This window comes from Caballeronia sp. KNU42, assembly GCF_053760385.1.
This window is the reverse complement of sequence record NZ_CM132389.1, coordinates 1859648-1877108: the sequence shown is the minus strand read 5'-3', so window position 1 is coordinate 1877108 and position 17461 is coordinate 1859648. Positions and strand designations below refer to the sequence as shown.

The 17461-nt window shown below is 60.5% G+C and carries 16 protein-coding genes; 11 read left to right on the top strand and 5 right to left on the bottom strand.

Features of this window, described 5'->3' with window-relative positions; translation table 11 throughout:
* Positions 1-46: 46 nt before the first annotated feature.
* The 6 genes from ACSOSP_RS27565 to ACSOSP_RS27540 all read left to right on the top strand — a co-directional run bounded on the left by ACSOSP_RS27565 (position 47) and on the right by ACSOSP_RS27540 (position 5984).
* Positions 47-772, top strand: coding sequence for an amino acid ABC transporter ATP-binding protein (locus ACSOSP_RS27565; protein ID WP_455311613.1), 726 nt, complete (start codon positions 47-49; stop codon positions 770-772).
* Positions 773-1242: 470 nt separating this feature from the next.
* Positions 1243-2322: a substrate-binding domain-containing protein gene (locus ACSOSP_RS27560; RefSeq protein ID WP_455311611.1), complete on the top strand. Its 1080-nt coding sequence runs from the start codon at positions 1243-1245 to the stop codon at positions 2320-2322.
* On the top strand, positions 2319-3320 hold the full coding sequence (locus ACSOSP_RS27555) for an ABC transporter permease (protein ID WP_455311610.1): 1002 nt from the start codon (positions 2319-2321) through the stop codon (positions 3318-3320). Before ACSOSP_RS27560 ends, ACSOSP_RS27555 begins: the two co-directional genes overlap by 4 nt.
* Positions 3320-4120, top strand: a complete 801-nt coding sequence (locus tag ACSOSP_RS27550; protein WP_455311608.1) for an ATP-binding cassette domain-containing protein — start codon at positions 3320-3322, stop codon at positions 4118-4120. The genes ACSOSP_RS27555 and ACSOSP_RS27550 overlap by 1 nt, the downstream gene beginning before the upstream one ends.
* A gap of 473 nt (positions 4121-4593) precedes the next feature.
* Entirely contained in the window at positions 4594-5322 is a 729-nt protein-coding gene (locus ACSOSP_RS27545; protein ID WP_455311607.1) for a hypothetical protein, read from the top strand.
* Positions 5322-5984, top strand: a complete 663-nt coding sequence (locus ACSOSP_RS27540) for a hypothetical protein (protein ID WP_455311606.1) — start codon at positions 5322-5324, stop codon at positions 5982-5984. Before ACSOSP_RS27545 ends, ACSOSP_RS27540 begins: the two co-directional genes overlap by 1 nt.
* A 31-nt stretch (positions 5985-6015) precedes the next feature.
* On the opposite strand, the gene ACSOSP_RS27535 is transcribed toward ACSOSP_RS27540, so the two are convergent.
* Positions 6016-7092: a LacI family DNA-binding transcriptional regulator gene (locus tag ACSOSP_RS27535; protein WP_455311605.1), complete on the bottom strand. Its 1077-nt coding sequence runs from the start codon at positions 7090-7092 to the stop codon at positions 6016-6018.
* Between the two features lie 424 nt (positions 7093-7516).
* On the opposite strand from ACSOSP_RS27535, the gene ACSOSP_RS27530 reads away from it, so the two are divergent.
* The 5 genes from ACSOSP_RS27530 (at position 7517) to ACSOSP_RS27510 (ending at position 13002) form a co-directional block, all read left to right on the top strand.
* Entirely contained in the window at positions 7517-8338 is an 822-nt protein-coding gene (locus tag ACSOSP_RS27530) for a shikimate dehydrogenase family protein (RefSeq protein WP_455311604.1), read from the top strand.
* A gap of 71 nt (positions 8339-8409) precedes the next feature.
* The gene (locus ACSOSP_RS27525; protein WP_455311602.1) at positions 8410-9267 is read left to right on the top strand and encodes a fumarylacetoacetate hydrolase family protein; all 858 of its coding nucleotides are present in this window, start codon (positions 8410-8412) and stop codon (positions 9265-9267) included.
* 87 nt (positions 9268-9354) lie between these two features.
* On the top strand, positions 9355-10683 hold the full coding sequence (locus ACSOSP_RS27520; protein ID WP_455311601.1) for an MFS transporter: 1329 nt from the start codon (positions 9355-9357) through the stop codon (positions 10681-10683).
* Between the two features lie 70 nt (positions 10684-10753).
* The gene (locus tag ACSOSP_RS27515; RefSeq protein WP_455311599.1) at positions 10754-11701 is read left to right on the top strand and encodes a dihydrodipicolinate synthase family protein; all 948 of its coding nucleotides are present in this window, start codon (positions 10754-10756) and stop codon (positions 11699-11701) included.
* An 83-nt stretch (positions 11702-11784) separates the two neighbouring features.
* Positions 11785-13002, top strand: a complete 1218-nt coding sequence (locus tag ACSOSP_RS27510) for a porin (RefSeq protein WP_455311598.1) — start codon at positions 11785-11787, stop codon at positions 13000-13002.
* A gap of 65 nt (positions 13003-13067) precedes the next feature.
* Here ACSOSP_RS27510 and ACSOSP_RS27505 read toward each other — a convergent pair whose 3' ends face one another.
* From ACSOSP_RS27505 to ACSOSP_RS27490, 4 genes are all read right to left on the bottom strand, one after another.
* Positions 13068-13694 carry a DAK2 domain-containing protein gene (locus tag ACSOSP_RS27505; RefSeq protein WP_455311596.1) on the bottom strand — a complete coding sequence of 209 codons (627 nt, stop codon included), beginning with the start codon at positions 13692-13694 and terminating at the stop codon, positions 13068-13070.
* Between the two features lie 31 nt (positions 13695-13725).
* Positions 13726-14724 (bottom strand): dihydroxyacetone kinase subunit DhaK, encoded by a 999-nt coding sequence (locus ACSOSP_RS27500; protein ID WP_455311595.1) that lies wholly within the window; start codon positions 14722-14724, stop codon positions 13726-13728.
* 98 nt (positions 14725-14822) lie between these two features.
* A complete protein-coding gene (locus ACSOSP_RS27495) occupies positions 14823-15824 on the bottom strand; it encodes an ABC transporter permease (protein ID WP_455311593.1) in 1002 nt (333 codons plus the stop codon).
* On the bottom strand, positions 15821-17374 hold the full coding sequence (locus ACSOSP_RS27490) for a sugar ABC transporter ATP-binding protein (RefSeq protein ID WP_455311592.1): 1554 nt from the start codon (positions 17372-17374) through the stop codon (positions 15821-15823). Before ACSOSP_RS27490 ends, ACSOSP_RS27495 begins: the two co-directional genes overlap by 4 nt.
* Positions 17375-17461 lie beyond the last annotated feature (87 nt).

The window sequence follows — 17461 nt, the reverse complement described above, 5'->3', positions numbered from 1 at the left end:
CCAGATGGATTTGCTCAACGAAGCCCAATCAGGAATGGATTTCACGATGATCTCGATCAACAATGTTTCGAAGTGGTACGGCCCTTTCCAGGTGCTGACCGGCTGCACGGCCGAAGTCAAGAAGGGCGAAGTGGTCGTGGTGTGCGGCCCGTCGGGTTCGGGCAAGTCCACCCTGATCAAGGCGGTGAATGGCCTTGAGCCATTCCAGGAAGGCGCAATCACGATCGACGGCCAGTCGGTGGGTGACCGCAGGACCAACCTCTCGGCACTGCGATCGAAAGTGGGCATGGTGTTCCAGCACTTCGAACTGTTCCCGCACTTGTCGATCACTGAAAACCTGACGCTGGCGCAGATCAAGGTGCTTGGCCGGTCGAAGGACGAAGCCGCAGCGAAGGCGCTCAAGCTATTGGATCGCGTTGGGCTGAGCGCGCATGCGGACAAGTTTCCGGGTCAACTGTCAGGCGGTCAGCAGCAGCGGGTTGCGATTGCGCGTGCACTGTCGATGGACCCGATCGCGATGCTCTTCGACGAACCGACCTCCGCGCTCGACCCCGAGATGATCAACGAAGTGCTCGACGTGATGGTGGAACTCGCGCAGGAGGGCATGACGATGATGTGCGTCACTCACGAAATGGGCTTTGCACGAAAGGTTGCGCATCGCGTGATCTTCATGGACAAGGGCCTCATTGTCGAGGACGACAAGAAGGAGGATTTTTTCGCAAACCCGAAGTCCGACCGCGCGAAGGATTTTCTCGCGAAGATCCTGCATTGACGTTCCCTGCAACACGCGGACACTATTCGGATTACTACGTATATTTAAAACCAGGCAGGCAAGCACTGGGAATGACGCAACCCGGCCTTGAACTGGCAGCCATTCTGAAAGCCGCGCTGTAAGGCGAATCAACAAAAGATAACCTGGGCAGGAAGGTCGGTGTTCCCAAATACCGGACGCTCCCGCACACCTTTCATTTCTTGAGCAGCCTCCGGTCCGCCTCACTACAAGCCGCCCCTTAGCCGCCCCTTAGCCGCTTTTCAAAATAGTCGGACTAGTTAAGGGTATACATCGATTAATTGGCCAATTGCCTGTTCTAGGATGTGGTTACGTCGTCATTCGGCCGTGCGTGCGGTTGAGCATGCGAGTTTCACGAAGCGGAGCGTAGCGACGCCCGGCACCGGCGCTTTTCCCGCCCGCGCCGACATGTGAAACGAGTTGTTCAAAAACACCGACACGGGAGAATGGACATGGCGCAAGATCGGGAAGACCTGGGTGAAGTTCAAAGCGTACGTCGCGGTTTGCTGCAAGGCGCCGGCCTGACTGCAGCGCTGGCGATGCTAGGCGGCGTGATCACACCGGCGCAAGCCGCGGAAGGCGGCCCGTTTCCGGCGCACAAGCGCTGGAAGATCGTATTCGTCAATCACGTCACTACAAACCCTTTCTTCGTTCCCACGCAATACGGCATCGAGGATGCGTCCGCCTTGCTAGGTTTCGATTACCAATGGACCGGCTCGGCCAACGCCGACGTGGGCGAGATGGTCAATGCAGTCAACGCGGCCATTGCCGCGAAAGCCGATGCCATTGCGGTTCCTATCGTGGACCCCAAGGCATTTAATACGCCGATCCAGAAAGCGCTCGACGCCGGGATCGCGGTATTTGCGTATAACGCCGATGCCCCCAGCGGCAGCGGTAATCCACGCCTCGCGTATATCGGCCAGGACTTGTATCTGTCGGGCTACCAGATGGGCGAGCGTATCGTCAGCCTCGTGGATAGCGGCCTCGTCGCACTTTTTATTGCGACACCCGGCCAGCTCAACATCCAGCCGCGCCTTGACGGCGCAATCGATGCAATCAAGAAATCAGGCAAGAAAATCGATACGCAGACCATTGCGACAGGCGCGACCGTCAACGAAGAACTCTCGAAGATCAAGTCGTTCTACCTGGGGCACCAGGATTTGAAAGGCATGTTCGCCGTCGATGCAGGCAGCACGCAAGGCGTCGCCCAGGTCATGAAGGAGTCCAATCTGCCGTCCAAGGGCGTGCATGGCGGCGGCTTCGATTTGTTGCCACGCACGGTCGAGCTGATCCACGACGGTTTCCTCGACTTCACGATCGATCAGCAACCTTACGTGCAAGGTTTTTATACCGTGCTTGAAGCGTTCGTTTTCCTTGCCTCGGGTGGACTCGTCGGACCGGCCAATATCAACACCGGCCTGAAGTTCGTTACCAAGGGCACGGTCGATCCGTACCTGAACACCGAGACGCGGTATGAAGGCAAGAGCACGAAACCGCAGATCCTGCCGCGCACGGGTGCGATCAAAGGGTGACCACTCCCGTGACGGAAGGCGGCCGGCCGAACCGGCGCGCAAGGCTATGGCCGGGCGCGCTGAAGCGATCCAGCGAGATCCGCATCCTTGCGGTCGCGCTGATCCTCAGCGTGTACTTCGAGACGGCCAACCACGACTTCCTGCTGACTAGCGCGAGTCTGGAAAACCTCTCGCAGTTCATCGCGCCGGTGGCGATCATTGCCTTCGGCGAGATCATGCTGATGATTGGCGGGGAGATCGATTTGTCCGCCGGCATGGTCTTCGCGTTCGCGCCTTTCATCATGCACTTCGCTATCGTGGCAGGCGCGCCCGTGTGGCTCGCCCTGCTGGCCGGCGTGCTCGCGGCAGGCGTGGTCGGCGTGATCAATGGCGCGGTGACGGTGTACCTGCGCATCCCCTCCTTCGTCACCACGCTCGGCACGCTGTTCTTCGTGAATGGCCTGACGCTGACCCTCTCGCGAGGCACGCCGGTGTCGCCCCCGGAGGGCACGCGTTTTTCGGCGATCATGGGCGAGTGGGGTTACAGCGAAATCATCTGGACGATAGCGATCGCCGCGGTCATGCATGTGTTGCTCCGCCATACCCGATGGGGCTTGCATACCATCGCGGCGGGCGCGAATCAGCTAGGTGCGAGCGAAGCGGGTATTCAGGTGAAGCGCCTGAAGCTCGGCAACTTTGTGATTGCCGCTCTGCTTGCCGGTTTCACCGGCATCCTGGAAGGCTTTCGGATCACATCCATCGATCCTCAGGCGGGCGGCAACCAGATCATGTTCCTCGCTGTCGCCGCTGCCGTGATCGGCGGCACGCCGCTCGCCGGCGGCTCGGGCACCATCATTGGAGGGCTGATTGGCGCGGCCGTGCTTGGGATCCTCAACGATGGATTCACGCTTATCGGCATCAACGCGTTCACCTTCAACATGATTCTCGGCGCGGCGATCCTGGCGGCGATGATCTTCAACATCCACGTCGTCCGTCTCGCCCGCAAGGGAGACTTCTGATGTCCGATGCATCAGCGGCTGCGACGGCTGGAACAACGGGGACGGCCGCGTTGCGGGGCGAGGATATCGTCAAACGTTTTGGCGCGGTGACCGCACTCGACGGCGTGTCGCTGACGCTCAGGAAGGGCGAGATCCTGGGCGTGCTTGGCGACAACGGCGCGGGCAAATCGACGTTGATCAAGATCCTTACCGGGTTCCATCAGCAGACGAGCGGCAAGCTATTTATAGGCGGCGAAGAAACGCTGCTTCGCTCCGTCGATCATGCCCGGTCGCTTGGCATCGAATGCGTGTATCAGGATCTGGCGCTAGCGAATTCGCTAAGCATTTATCACAACATGTTCCTGAATCGGGAGATCGTCCGGCGCGGCCCGTTCCGTCTGTTGAATAACAGCGCCATGCGTCGCCGCGCGGAGGAATGCCTTGAAGAGATCGGCGTGCACGTGCCGTCGGTTGATCTGCCGGTGGAGCAGCTGTCGGGGGGGCAACGGCAGGCGATTGCCGTGGCTCGCGCGGTCAATTCGAATGCGAAGATCCTGCTGCTCGACGAACCGCTTGCAGCGATGGGTGCGCGCGAGGCGGGCTTGATCATCGACCTTGTGCTGCGGCTGAAGGAGAAGCAGGGTCTGTCGATTGTGATGATCATGCATAACTATGCGCAGACGCTCGATATTGCGGATCGCGTCATGCTGATGCAGCGCGGCCGCGTGACTTACGAGAAGGAGGCTGCAAGTACGTCGGTTGCTGAGTTGATGGATATTGTCAGGCGGGAATACCGGTCGATGCGGACGGGCGTGAGTTGAATTTTTGGGCTTATCGGGCTGGTTGCCGCGCCACCCGATCCTCAGCCCGACTTGCCTCGCTCAATTTGCTCGCATTCGCGCACGAGTTGGGCAATTCTGCGGATTCGTACGGCTACTCGATCAAAGCCAAACACGATCGACCTGCCCTGCACTGATTGCACGATTACGCGACGAAATCAAAAGAGTCTGGCCCGTCATAGACGGTTTTATGTCGCATGCCGAAAAGTAATGCTTCGCGTGCCACTGATCAATTCAGCAAGACCGCGAGGAAACGGAAGCAGAGTACGAACGCTACGGCAACAATGACCTTGGTGTCATTTTTGAGATGAGCCGCTCGGAAAATGAGGTAGCTTACTGTCGTTGCAACTAGAAAAATTAGGATGACGACAAATCTCATTGCTATCCAGGGCGCGACTTATTCCCTTTACTCGCGGCATGACATTCACGGTAACCGGCCGGATTCCGGGGCCGCGTTGTTCGAGGGTGTGTCTCTATATGATTGGGAATATGACTTTGAGCTGGTTCGAGCCGTCGAAACTTGGCTGACATCAAAATTTTCGGACTTTCGGTGCATCGGTCGCGTGAGCATCCTTGAATATTTGCGCGACAAGGTCACACAAGGTGAGGTCCGCGTGGTCCGGGAGGAATCAACGGACGCAGACAATGGTTTCGTTCGACCGCCCGGTCTTGCTGCGCCGAGCTCATGGGAAACCAAGCCCTTTGAGGCCGAATACACCTACTACAGCTCATTGCCCGCAGCGCCCTTTGACTTCGATGGCTGGCACAGCCAGCTTGAGGGCTGGACAAACGATTTCGCGAACGAAATGGCGACTGCGTTGCCTACCCTTCGGGGCAGTAACCTCATGCGCACGCGGCTGAAGGTCGCCGCTGCAATTGTCGGCGTCTTCAATCAAGGAACCCGTTTGACCGACGCCGTGGACTTGGGCGACGCGACAACACTTGGCGACGCGCACACACCGTTGGACGGCGCAGCGCCATTCCAGTATTTTTCCAGTGCACCTACCGACGGCGCAATGTCAATGGCTATGCACTCTGAGCGCGACGCACAGTGCTTCGCCGAATACGAGGAGGACCTGGAAATGTGCAATGCAGGCAAAGCGCTCTTTGGCGGCGACCTGCGAACCTACGCGCTGTGCCGTTCACGCGCATTCGAAAACTACAGCAATTGCTTGAGACATTAATGGCTACCATCGACAAAGCATTCATCGCATTTTACGACGACGCGAGCGACACTTTCCAATGCTCATGGCTGCGGTTCTCGACCGTCCAGCCGTTTCTCGACCGCGCGCCGGTGGACGCACTGCCTACACCCGCGCCGGGAGCGCCGATCACCAATGAGGACGCGCGCTTGCTCGGCAGCATGGCGTTTTTGAGCCTGGTAGGACGACGTCAGAGCCTTCGCGAACGATTGGAGATCACGACGGCCACGCCGATGGATTGGACGCCACCGGACGTGCCTCCGATGCCCACGACACCTCCCCGTCCAGTAACCGACCCCACGGACGGACTGAAAGCACACGATAACTTTCAACACTGGCACATCGACATCATGGCGGTACAAGGCCGCGACCTGACGCTTGGCTTGTCACTGGATGACGTTCGTACAACCATCACTTTCGGGACCACAACTCGATGTTCCATTGAAAACTTTGGCGTCGCTAACATCGTGGACGCCATTGCGATCCTTGAGGATGGCACACAAGCCTATGACGAGGCGCTTGTGAAGCTCAGTAGCTGCAAGCGCCTGCATCGTGCGATGCAACCCAACTGGATCGTCAGCGTATCGTCGGCGGTCGGTGTCAACGCGCTCGTGGAGTGCGTCGATATCAGCGTTCAACCGTAGACGAGGCATTTCGTACCCCCACCAGCCCAACCTACCCACCCCCTCCCGGCGCCCTACCCGTCGACCCTCGCTCGACCAACATCACATCGAGCATTGCAGGCGGTTCGCAATCCCGCCCCGCCAGCCTGTCGATCAGGTATTGCGCCGCCAGCTCCCCCATCTGACGATCGGGCACTTGCACCGTCGTCAATGAAGGCCGCGAGTGAGCGGCAATCTCGATGTCATCGAAGCCGCAAATTGAAAGCGTGCCCGGCACGTCAATACCCATTGCCTCAGCCTCCAGCAATGCGCCGATTGCGAGGATGTCATTCCCGCAAATGATTGCCGTCGGCGCCGGGGCGTGACTCATGATCTGCTGGAAGCTCCTGCGCGCAAACGGAATGCGTCCGATGTTCGAGTTGTTGTCCATCAGCGCCACGTGCGGCGGTCTCAAAGCCAGGCCGTTTTCCGCCAGCGTGGCATGAATGCCCTCAAGACGTGCCGCTATGCGGTTATTGAGCTTGGTCGACTGGAAGATCACGCCAAAACGCGTATGCCCAAGTTCCAGCAAGCGCCGCGTGATGACCTCGAAGGCGCGCGCATGATCAAACCCCGCGCACGGATGATCGCTGTCCGCTTTCTTGCCGAAGGTGACCACGTAAGGTATGCCCTTGGATCGCAGCAGGTCGAAAAGCGCATCGGGATAATTGTCTCCGAGCAATGCGACGGCATCCACCCCGCGCCCCACCATGCCGCGCGCCAGCCGGTATCCCTCCTCCGGATCATACGAGGAGCAGGCAACGAAGACAGCCAGTCCCTCAGCGCCCAAACGCCCCTGGAAGGCTTGCAACTGCTGGTGGAATTTTTCGTGCTCGAGCGTCGGGACAATCGCGCCGACGGTGTAGGAACGCCGCGACACCAGCGACCGGGCGGCCGCGTTCGGCACCCAGTCGAGTTGCGTTATCGCGGCCCGGACACGGGCACGCGTTTTCTCAGTGACTTTCTCGGGATCGTTCAGGTATCGCGAAACGGTCGCCGTGGACACGCCCGCCACCCGCGCGACATCGGCCAATACGGGTTCGTCGCCGGAGACAGAAAGCGAACGGGGTGTTTGCTCCGTCACGGGCATTGAGTCGGCTCCTGCTGCGTGGCTGTTCGCGGGCGCGGTCCTGGCATTTTTCGAATCTGGCATGAAGAAGCTGGAAGCATGTAAGCGGTGTGCTGAAGGTAAGTGTTTGCCCTTAAACGTGCAATAGCGATTTGACGGTACGGCCAAATTTATTCTACGATGTAAGCGCTATGCAAAACGGCATTCACGAACTATTTCTCAGGTATCGCAGATCCAAACCCCTCTAAGAATGAGCGATCACGGCTCCGTTAAATCCTTAAATGAACAAAACATTCAAAATGCATAGCGGTTACATTCATACGAAAAACCATGATGCAACCGAGCACTCAGGACGACCCGATTCCGGGCAGTCCGCGCCCGGAAGCCTTGATGCAGCCGGTTGCCGGAGCGGTTGGTCCTCTAAAACGCGCGATAAGGATGGGTCGTGATAACAACCGGAGAAGTCGGTTACGTGAACGGGAAGACGCGCATTTTCGGCATCGTCGGACACCCGATCGAACAGGTCCGCTCACCGGAGATGATCACGGCGGAGCTGGTGTCGCGTGGGCTCAATGCGCTAATGGTGCCGGTGCACGTTTTGCCCGCTGATTTTGACCGGGTGATGCCCGAACTCCTGAAGCTGCAGAATGTCGACGGCTTCGTATTCACCATTCCCTTCAAAGGCGAGGCGCGCAGATTTGCGAGCCGGCTCGGTCCTCAGGCGACGTTTGTCGGCGCGGTCAACGCGCTCGTACGCACCGACGAAGGTCAATGGCTCGGCGATATCTTCGATGGTCTCGGCTGTGTTGAAGCCTTCCGCCGCCGCGACGTGAGTTTTACGGGCAAACGCGTGATGATGATCGGCGTGGGCGGCGCAGGCAGCGCAATTGCCGTTGCAGTAGGCCGCGAGAGCCCCGCGAGCATGAGGATCTTCGACCCCGACGCGCAACGAGCCGCGGACGTAGCCGAGAAGATCAGACGCTGCAGTCCTTCGACACAAGTCGAGATCGGCGAGCCAACCGTGGACGGCATGGACGTTCTGATCAATGCGTCTCCGGTCGGCATGCTGGATGACACGCGGTTACCCATCCGGGCGGACACGCTGCCCCGCAACCTGATTGTGTTCGATGCCATCGTCAAGCCTGAAATGACCGGCCTCCTGTCGCTTGCCAGGGATAGTGGCTGCACCTTCATACAAGGCCGCGAAATGATGCGCGGACAAATCAGCAAGATTGTCGATTTCTTTCAAACCCGCGATTTCCTGTAAGGCATTCCATGGGCCACGCGACATCGTGATCGCGGCCGCTTGCTTTCATTCAATCGCAACCTGGAGTAACGATGAAATTACTACGCTATGGCCCGCAAGGCTCTGAAAAACCCGGCTTGATGGACAACCAAGGACAGATCCGTGACCTGTCCGAAGTCGTGAAAGACATCGACCCGGATTTTTTCGCGGGCGATGGCCTTCGCAAGGTGGCGGCAATGGACATCGATCAATTGCCGATCGTGCAGGGAACGCCGCGCATTGGCGCGTGCATCCGGCGTCCGGGAAATTTCATCGCGGTCGGCCTGAACTACGTACAACACGCGATCGAAACCAACGCGCCTATCCCAAGCGAGCCGATCCTGTTCAACAAGGCGCCCTCCTGCATCTCCGGTCCGTTCGATCCCGTCACGCTGCCGATAGGCTCTGTTAAAAGCGATTGGGAGGTCGAGCTTGCGATCGTTATCGGGCGGGACGCACTGTATGTCAGCGAAGAATCCGCGCTTGATTACGTGGCCGGATATTGCGTATGCAATGACGTGTCGGAACGCGAATCGCAGCTTGAACATGGTGGTCAATGGGTGAAGGGCAAGATGTTCCCTACCTTCGGGCCACTGGGTCCATGGCTTGTCACGAAAGATGAGATTGCGGATGTCCAGGAACTGAAGTTGTGGCTCGAACTGAATGGGAAGCAAGTTCAGGATTCCTCCACGAACGACATGATTTTCCCGATCAGGAAACTGGTTTCGTATATCAGTCAGTTCGTGGCGCTTCAACCGGGCGATGTGATTACAACCGGCACGCCGCCGGGCGTGGGTCTCGGCATGCATCCCGAGGTCTACCTCAAGGCGGGCGACACGATGAAGCTCGGAATTGAAGGGCTCGGCACGCAAGAACAAAAAGTGGTGAACTGGGCCGACACGCAAAGGTAACGTAGAAGTAGCGCAGACGTAAGCGCCCCAGAAATTTGGCTCGCAGCCTTTTGAAATCTCACAACACATATAACGGAGACGCAAGCGATGAACGAGATTCCGGCAGGTCAACCCACGCCGCCGCGCATACGGCGCAGCCAGACCATCGCGCTGTCGCTGTTGATGATCAGCGGCGTCATCAACTATCTGGATCGCGGCACCCTGGCGGTTGCGAATGAATCCATTCGGGCCGATCTCGGTCTTTCGCTGGGACAGATGGGAATCTTGCTTTCAGCGTTTTCGTGGAGCTACGCGCTGTGTCAACTACCCGTCGGCGCGCTGGTCGACCGGCTGGGCCCGCGCTGGCTCCTGGGCATTGGCTTGATCGTCTGGTCGTTTGCTCAGGCGGCGGGCGGACTCGCTTCGACGTTCGGATACTTCGTGGTCACGCGCATCGTGCTCGGCATCGGCGAAGCACCGCAGTTCCCTTCGGCCGCACGCGTGGTCAGCAACTGGTTTCCTTTGCGCTCGCGCGGCGCACCCACGGGCATCTTCAATGCAGCGTCGCCACTGGGCATCGCGCTTGCGCCGCTGTGCCTGTCCATCCTGATCGCATCCACGAGCTGGCACTGGGCCTTCATCGTGACCGGCGCGGCGGGTTTGCTCGTCTCTATCGTCTGGCTGATGGTCTACCGCGATCCCGCCAGATCGCAGATGACGGACGCCGAGCGTCAGTACCTCGATGCGGACGCCGATCAGGACACGGCCCACAAGGCGGCGGGGAAACTCACGTTTGCGGACTGGCGTGCACTGTTCTCCTACGGCACCACGTGGGGCATGCTGATCGGCTTCTTCGGCTCCGTGTATCTCAACTGGGTGTATCTGAGCTGGCTGCCAGGGTACTTGCGCACGGCGCGGCACATGAGCCTGGAGCGCAGCGGCATTGCCGCGGCCGTACCGTTTTTCTGCGGGTTTATCGGCGCCCTGCTGGCGGGTTGGCTGTCCGACCTGATTACCCGGCGCAGCAGGTCGGCGGTCGCGGGCCGTCGCAACGCGGTGGTCATCACGATGCTCGGCATGGTCGCGTTCACCATTCCCGCAGCGCTCGCCGAAAGCAATACGATTGCCCTCGTCTGCATATCGGTCGTGATCTTCCTGGCGAACGCGGCGTCGGCCTGCTCGTGGTCGCTCGCGACTGCGGCGGCCCCCGCCAGCCGCGTGGGATCGCTGGGTGCGATCCAGAACTTCGGCGGTTTCCTGGGCGGCGCGCTGGCGCCCGTCGCGACCGGATACATCGCCCAGGCTTTCTCGTTCGTGCCCGCTTTGCTGACCGGCGCCGGCATCGCACTCATTGGCGCAATCGCATACCTTGTACTCGTTCGCGAGCCGATACCCGAGCGCGAACCCGAACCCGCAACACTGCATCTACCCGCCTGAGCCCTGGATGACCGCCCGCTTGCGCTGCTGCGCGACCGGGCCCGACCTTGAAGACAAACAGAGAGAACACATGAATACCGCATTCAAATCAGCCGCCACCATAGAAGGAATTGTCCCGGTGATGCTGACACCATTCGACGATGCCGGCGCAATCGACTACGCCGGGCTCGAACGCCTGATCGAGTGGTATCTGGCTCACGGCTCGGACGCGCTGTTCGCGGTCGCCCAGTCGAGCGAAATGCAATTCCTGAGTCTGGCCGAGCGGGCTGAGCTGGCACGTTTCGTCGTCGATAAAGTCGCGGGACGGGTGCCGGTCGTTGCGTCCGGCCACATCAGCGACGATATCGACGCGCAGGTCGAGGAACTCACCGCCGCTGCCGAGTCCGGCGCGCAAGGCATCGTGCTGGTGACGAACCATCTCGATCCGAAGCGCGAAGGCAGCGCCACGTTCCTGGCCAATCTCGATCGCCTGCTCAACCGCCTGCCAACTGATGTGCCGCTTGGCTTCTACGAATGTCCGGCGCCGTATCGCCGTTTGTTATCCGACGATGAACTCAAGGCCTGTATAGACACCGGCCGCTTCGTGATGCTCAAGGACGTGAGTTGCGATCTCGACACGGTCAAGCGTCGCGTCGCGCTCGCCAAAGGCTCACCGCTGAAGATCCTCAACGCCAATGCAGCGATCGCATGGGACGCAATGAAAGCAGGCTCCGCCGGCTTCAACGGCGTCTTCACCAACTTCCATCCCGATCTTTATCAGTGGCTGCGTACCGAAAGCGATGCTCACCCGGCACTGGCCGAGGAATTGTCGACGTTTCTTGTGGTCACGGCGGTGTCCGAAGCACTCGGCTATCCCGCGCTCGCAAAGATGTACCACCAGCGCATTGGCACCTTCAGCTCGATTCGTTGCCGCGTGATCGACTACGACGTGCGCGAACGGTTCTGGGCGCTTGACGCAGTGCTCGACAAGATCGTGGCCGGTACCGAGCATTTCCGCGCGCGCATTGCAGCGCTGTAGCGTGCGATCCATCGCCTGACCTGACAGTCACTCATAACACCGCTTGAAAGCGGTGTTATAAAAATACCAACGGAGAAGATGCAATGAAAAAACGCAGTCAATATATTGGAATCCTAAGTGTCGCCGGCGCTTCATGTATCGCAAGCCCGGCCTTTGCGCAGAGCAGCGTCACGCTGTATGGGATTGTGGATACGGGCCTGGTGTATGCGAACAACCAGGGGTCGCTCGGTTCGACGAGCGGTGGACATTCGGTAACGAAACTCGCATCGGGCATCTGGGCCGGCGACCGTTTCGGCCTGAAGGGCACCGAGGACCTGGGCGGCGGGACCAAGGCGATCTTCCAGTTGGAGTCGGGCTTTAATCTTGACAACGGCGCACAGCAATATACGAACGCGGAGTTCGGGCGCCAGGCGTACGTCGGTATTACGAATGCCCGCTACGGCACGTTCACGGCCGGCCGCCAGTACTCGTCCTACTATGCGCTGCTGTCGCCGTATAGCCCGACCACGTGGCTTACCGGCTACTTCGGCGCGCACCCCGGGGATATCGACTCGCTGGACACCGACTTCCGCGAAAACAACTCGCTCGTCTATACGTCGCCGACTATCTACGGGTTGACCATGAGTGGTTCCTATTCGGTGGGCGGCGTGGCTGGCAGCTTCAACGCGGGCTCGACCTGGAGCGTCGCATTGCAATACATCAACGGACCGTTCGGGATTGCGGCAGGCCTGCAACGCATCAACAATTCGACGCCGGGCGGCGGCGCCTGGGGCACGGACTCAACCACGAATTCGGGCGGGCAAACGGCTGTGTCCGCCCTGACCAACGGGTATCAGACCGCCGCGGCACAGCAACGCGTGGCCATTACCGGTGGCTACGCGTTCACGCCGGCGCTCGATATATCGGTGTCGTATTCGAACGTCCAGTACATACCGGGCATCAATTCGAAGTTCACCGACGAGGCCGTCTTCAATACCTTCGGCACCGTGCTTCACTATCGCGCAGCGACCGCGATCGACCTGGCCGCCGGCTATAGCTATACGCGTGCGACGAAAGCGAACAGCATCGACAGTGCGGCTCAATATCACCAGTTCAACCTGTCCGAGGCCTACAACCTTTCGAAGCGCACGACGCTGTATGCACTGCAAGCGTTCCAGGTAGCGCATGGCAAGACGCTGGGCACGTCCGGCGCGGGCAACATCATCGACGCAACCGCAACCCTTGGCGATGGCTTCCAGAGCACGCCGTCGTCATCGGCCAGGCAATTTGCCGCGGGGCTCGGTATCGTTCACCGATTCTGATCGGCGACAGTCCGGGCCGCGAACAGAGGTTGATTGGCAGACCTCTGGAGCGGCCTATTCCATGACTACGATTTGAACGCTGCCCGCAACGCAATAAGGAACCGCAGGTAGGCGGTCGCCCCCGGGTCCGCATGTCCAACGCTGCGCTCCTGCACCCAGGCAGCGCGTCCCTTTTGCGATTGCAATCCGGCGGTGGCATCGACTTGCTCCTGAGACGTCTCGATCATTGCCGCCAGCAGTTCATCGGCCGTGCCGGTCGACGACTCGAGCACGTCAAGGCTTGGAATCAGGGCGTCGAGAACGGTCTTGTCGCCGACCTTGCTTTTGCCGCGTTCCGCAATCCGTCCAGCCACCGCGCGCCCGATCTCAGCCGCTTCCGTCTTTCCAACGGACATCTTCCCGGCCATTACCTTCGATGCCGCCAGCAAACCGCCGCCCGTCAACGCCGCGAAAGTGGACGGGTTCGCGGTAGAAAACGCCTTCCCGGCGCTCAGCAGGATATCCGCCACGCTCGCGCCTTCCGGCAAACCATCCAGCGCCTTGATGACCGCGGCAGAGCCGGCCGACACGGTAATTCCCAGGTCTCCGTCACCCAGCGCCGCATCGAGATCGCGCAGTTCGTCGGCGTGTGCAGGCAGCGTGCTCAAAGCGAGTGTGAGCAGGTCCCGGAGTTCCTTGCAGGTAACGCTCATCGCATGTTCTCCTGATTAATCCAGCGAGCGCTCATTCGCGAAAGAACGGCGACCGGGCGGGCGCTGCCAGCAGCGCTTCCAGTTCGTCATCGACGTGCATCACCGTGATCGATGCCCCTGCCATTTCCAGGCTCGTCACATACTCGCCCACATACGATCGCGCGATAGTCAGCCCGTGGTCCGCGAGCATGCCGGCCGCTCGCCGATACAACACATAAAGCTCTTCCAGCGGAGTCGCGCCCAGCCCATTCACCAGGACGGCGACACGCGAGTCCGTGGGCAACGCCAGATCGCGAAGGATCGCGCCAGTAAGACGGTCGGCAATTTCATCGGCCGTTTCCAGCTTGCCGCGATGCGACCCCGGCTCGCCATGAATGCCGATGCCAATCTCCATCTCGCCATCGGGCAGCGTGAACGTGGGCTTGCCGGCAGCAGGCAGGATAGTGGGCGACAAGCCGACGCCCATCGTGCGGCTCCGGCTATTCGCCTTGCCTGCGATGCGCGCGACTTCGTCCAGCGAGTCGCCCCGCTCCGCCGCCGCACCCGCACACTTGAACGCGAACACCATGCCGGCCACGCCGCGCCTGTCGGCGCTTCGTTCAGCCGGGGCGGACGCCACGTCGTCGGTCAAGACCACGGTCTTGATGTCGATGCCTTCGAGCTCGGCCATATCGGACGCAAGGTCGAAATTGAAGACATCACCGCCGTAGTTGCCATACACATACAGCACGCCCGCGCCGCCATTCACCGCCTTGGTGGCCTCGAAGATCTGCTCGGACGACGGCGATGAAAACACGTTGCCAACGGCCACGCCTGCACACAAGCCCTCGCCTACGTACCCCAGAAAACCCGGCATATGTCCGGAGCCGCCGCCGGTCACGATGCCGACGCGGCCTTGCCTGGGCGCATCGGCACGCACCAGCGCGCGGCGGTCTGCGGTCGCAGCCCTGATCCATCCGGGGTGCGCAAGCAGCAACGCGTCGATCACCTCATCGACGAAATTCTCGGGCTGGTTGATGATCTTTTTCATGGGTCTTGTCTCCTTGAAGCGCGGTTTTTCCCGGTCGATTCCGCGACGATTTCATCTGACCGCGCCGGGTTCCAGTCGTCATTTCTTGCGGTTCGGACTCAGGGCTTGCGCCGCTGGCTGACTGCGTCGAGCAGCACAGCCGCGAAGATCACGCCGCCTTGGATGAATTGCGTCCAGAACGGATTCACGCCAAGCAACGACAAGCCGACATTGATCACGCCAATCAGCACCACGCCAATGAAAGTCCCGACAATCGAACCACGGCCGCCAGCGAGCGACGTGCCGCCAATCACAACCCCGGCAATCACCTGCAGTTCCAGTCCGTTTGCAGCCGATGGCAGCGCCGAGTTGAGCCGCCCCGCCAGCACGATGCCGGCTACCGCCGCCGTCGCCCCAGCGAGCGTATAGGTGAGGAAGATCACCCGGTTCACGGGGATACCCGCAAGCCGGGCCGCCTCCTTGTTGCCGCCGACCGCGAACACCTGGTGCCCGAAGGTCGTCTTGCGCAGCAGCACGTGACCGATCACGAACACCACCAGCATCACGATCATCGGTGCAGGCAAGCCGGCCAGGGTCTTGGCGCCGAACGCCGTGAACGCGTCGGGGAAATCGAACTTGGTCCGGCCATCGGAGATCGCGAGTGTGAGCCCGCGCCCCATGGCCATCATTGCCAGCGTCACGATGAACGGCACCAGCCTGAGCCACGCGACGGACAAGCCGTTCAGCGCGCCGACGAGAGCGCCCACCACCAATGCCATGCCCAGTCCTGCAACGCCGAGCGCCACGTTATCCGGGCTCGATCCGGCCATCACGGTCGCCGCGACCATGCCGCTCAATGCGACCAGCGAGCCGACCGACAGGTCGATGCCCGACGTGATGATCACGAAGGTGCCACCTACCGCCGCAATGCCGACCACGGACACCTGCACCATGATGTTGGTGAGCGTGCTGGTGGTCAGGAATTCCGGCGATGCTATCGACAAGCCGATGCAGATCAGGATCAACGCTGCCAGCAATGGCCCGAGACCCGTGCGCAATTGCCGGATGATGCGGCGGGAGCGCGCCTCCGAATCCGCCTGGTTCGCTGCCGTGGAAGTCATGCCCCTACTCCTGTTGTAGCCCACTGAATCACCGTTTCTGAATGTGCAGAATCGCGAGGAATCTCGGTGACGATCCTGCCCCGGTACATGACCAGGACCCGGTCCGACATGCCCAGCAATTCCGGCAACTCCGAACTGACCATGATGACGGCAGCGCCTGCGCGGGCCATCGACACCACATGCGCGTAGATCTCGGTCTTCGCGCCCACATCGATACCGCGTGTGGGTTCGTCGAGCATGATCACCGCGGGCTCTGTTGCCGTCGCGCGGCCGAGAATCACCTTCTGCTGATTGCCGCCCGACAGATTGCCGGTGATCTGCAGGACCGATGATGCGCGTACACCAAACCGCGCGCTTGCTTCCTGCGCGAGCTTGCGCTTTTTCGTGTTGCTGACGAAGCCGCCCGTCGCGAGCGCAAGCAGGCTGGATAGCGCAACGTTTTCTTCGATGCTCGCGTCGAGCACGAGCCCCTCGAGCTTGCGATCCTCGGACGTGTACACGAGCCCGTTGCGAACCCCGTCCGCAGGCGATCCGATGGACACTTTCTGACCGCGTATCAGCACTTCGCCTTGGCTTAACGGCAGCGCGCCAAAGATCGCCTTGAGCAACTCGGTGCGCCCCGCCCCGGCAATACCCGCTATTCCCACGATCTCGCCTGCGCGTACGCTGAAACTCGCGTTACGCAACACCGGCGGACTGGCCAGATTGCGGACCTCAAGCACGATCGGACCATAGTCGCGCGGCTCCCATGGATAGAACGAATCCAGGTTGCGGGCGACCATGGCCTGCACCAGGTCCTGCTCGGTCCACTGCGTCATGGGACGTGCGCCAACGGTCGCGCCGTCGCGCATGACAACGGCCGAATCTGCGAGCGCGAACACCTCTTCAAGATGATGCGAGATAAAGATGATGCCCATGCCGGCTTCACGCAAACGCCGGACCACGGCGTAGAGATTGGCGATGTCCTCACGCTGCAGCGCAGCAGTGGGTTCGTCCATGACGAGAATGCGTGCGTCGCGCGCCAGCGCCTTTGCGACCTCGACAAGCTGGCGTTTATTCAAGGGCAGGTCGCCCAGGCGCATGGACGGCGAAACGCCTTCAAGGCCCACTTGGGCGAGCGCGGTGCGCGCCATCTCGTTGGCCTGCTTGCGCAGCACCAGGCCGCTGCGCGACGGCATGCGGCCGAGGAACAGGTTCTCGGCCACCGTCATGTCGTTGACCAGTGAGAGCTCTTGATAAATCACGGCCACGCCGGCATCGATAGCCGCATGCGTACCGCGCGCAAGAGGGTGCCCGTTGATCTCGATCGTGCCTTCGTCCGGCTCGTAAGCGCCCGACAGCGTCTTGATCAACGACGATTTCCCCGCACCGTTCTCACCGACGATAGCCATCACATGGCCGGCCTGCAATTCAAGGCTGACGCCTCGCAGCGCCTTGACGCCGGGAAAGCTCTTGACGATACCTTCCATGCGCAACAGCGGCGGAGCGGCGGCCGTGCTGAGCGTGCCCGCGTTGGCGACACTTACCTCGGAACCCCTCTCATTGTTCATGTTCGGGTCTCACTGTATGTCACTCAATATCACTAGGATCTGATGCACATTCACATGCAAGCGCGCTCCTGTTTCAGGAGCGCGCAC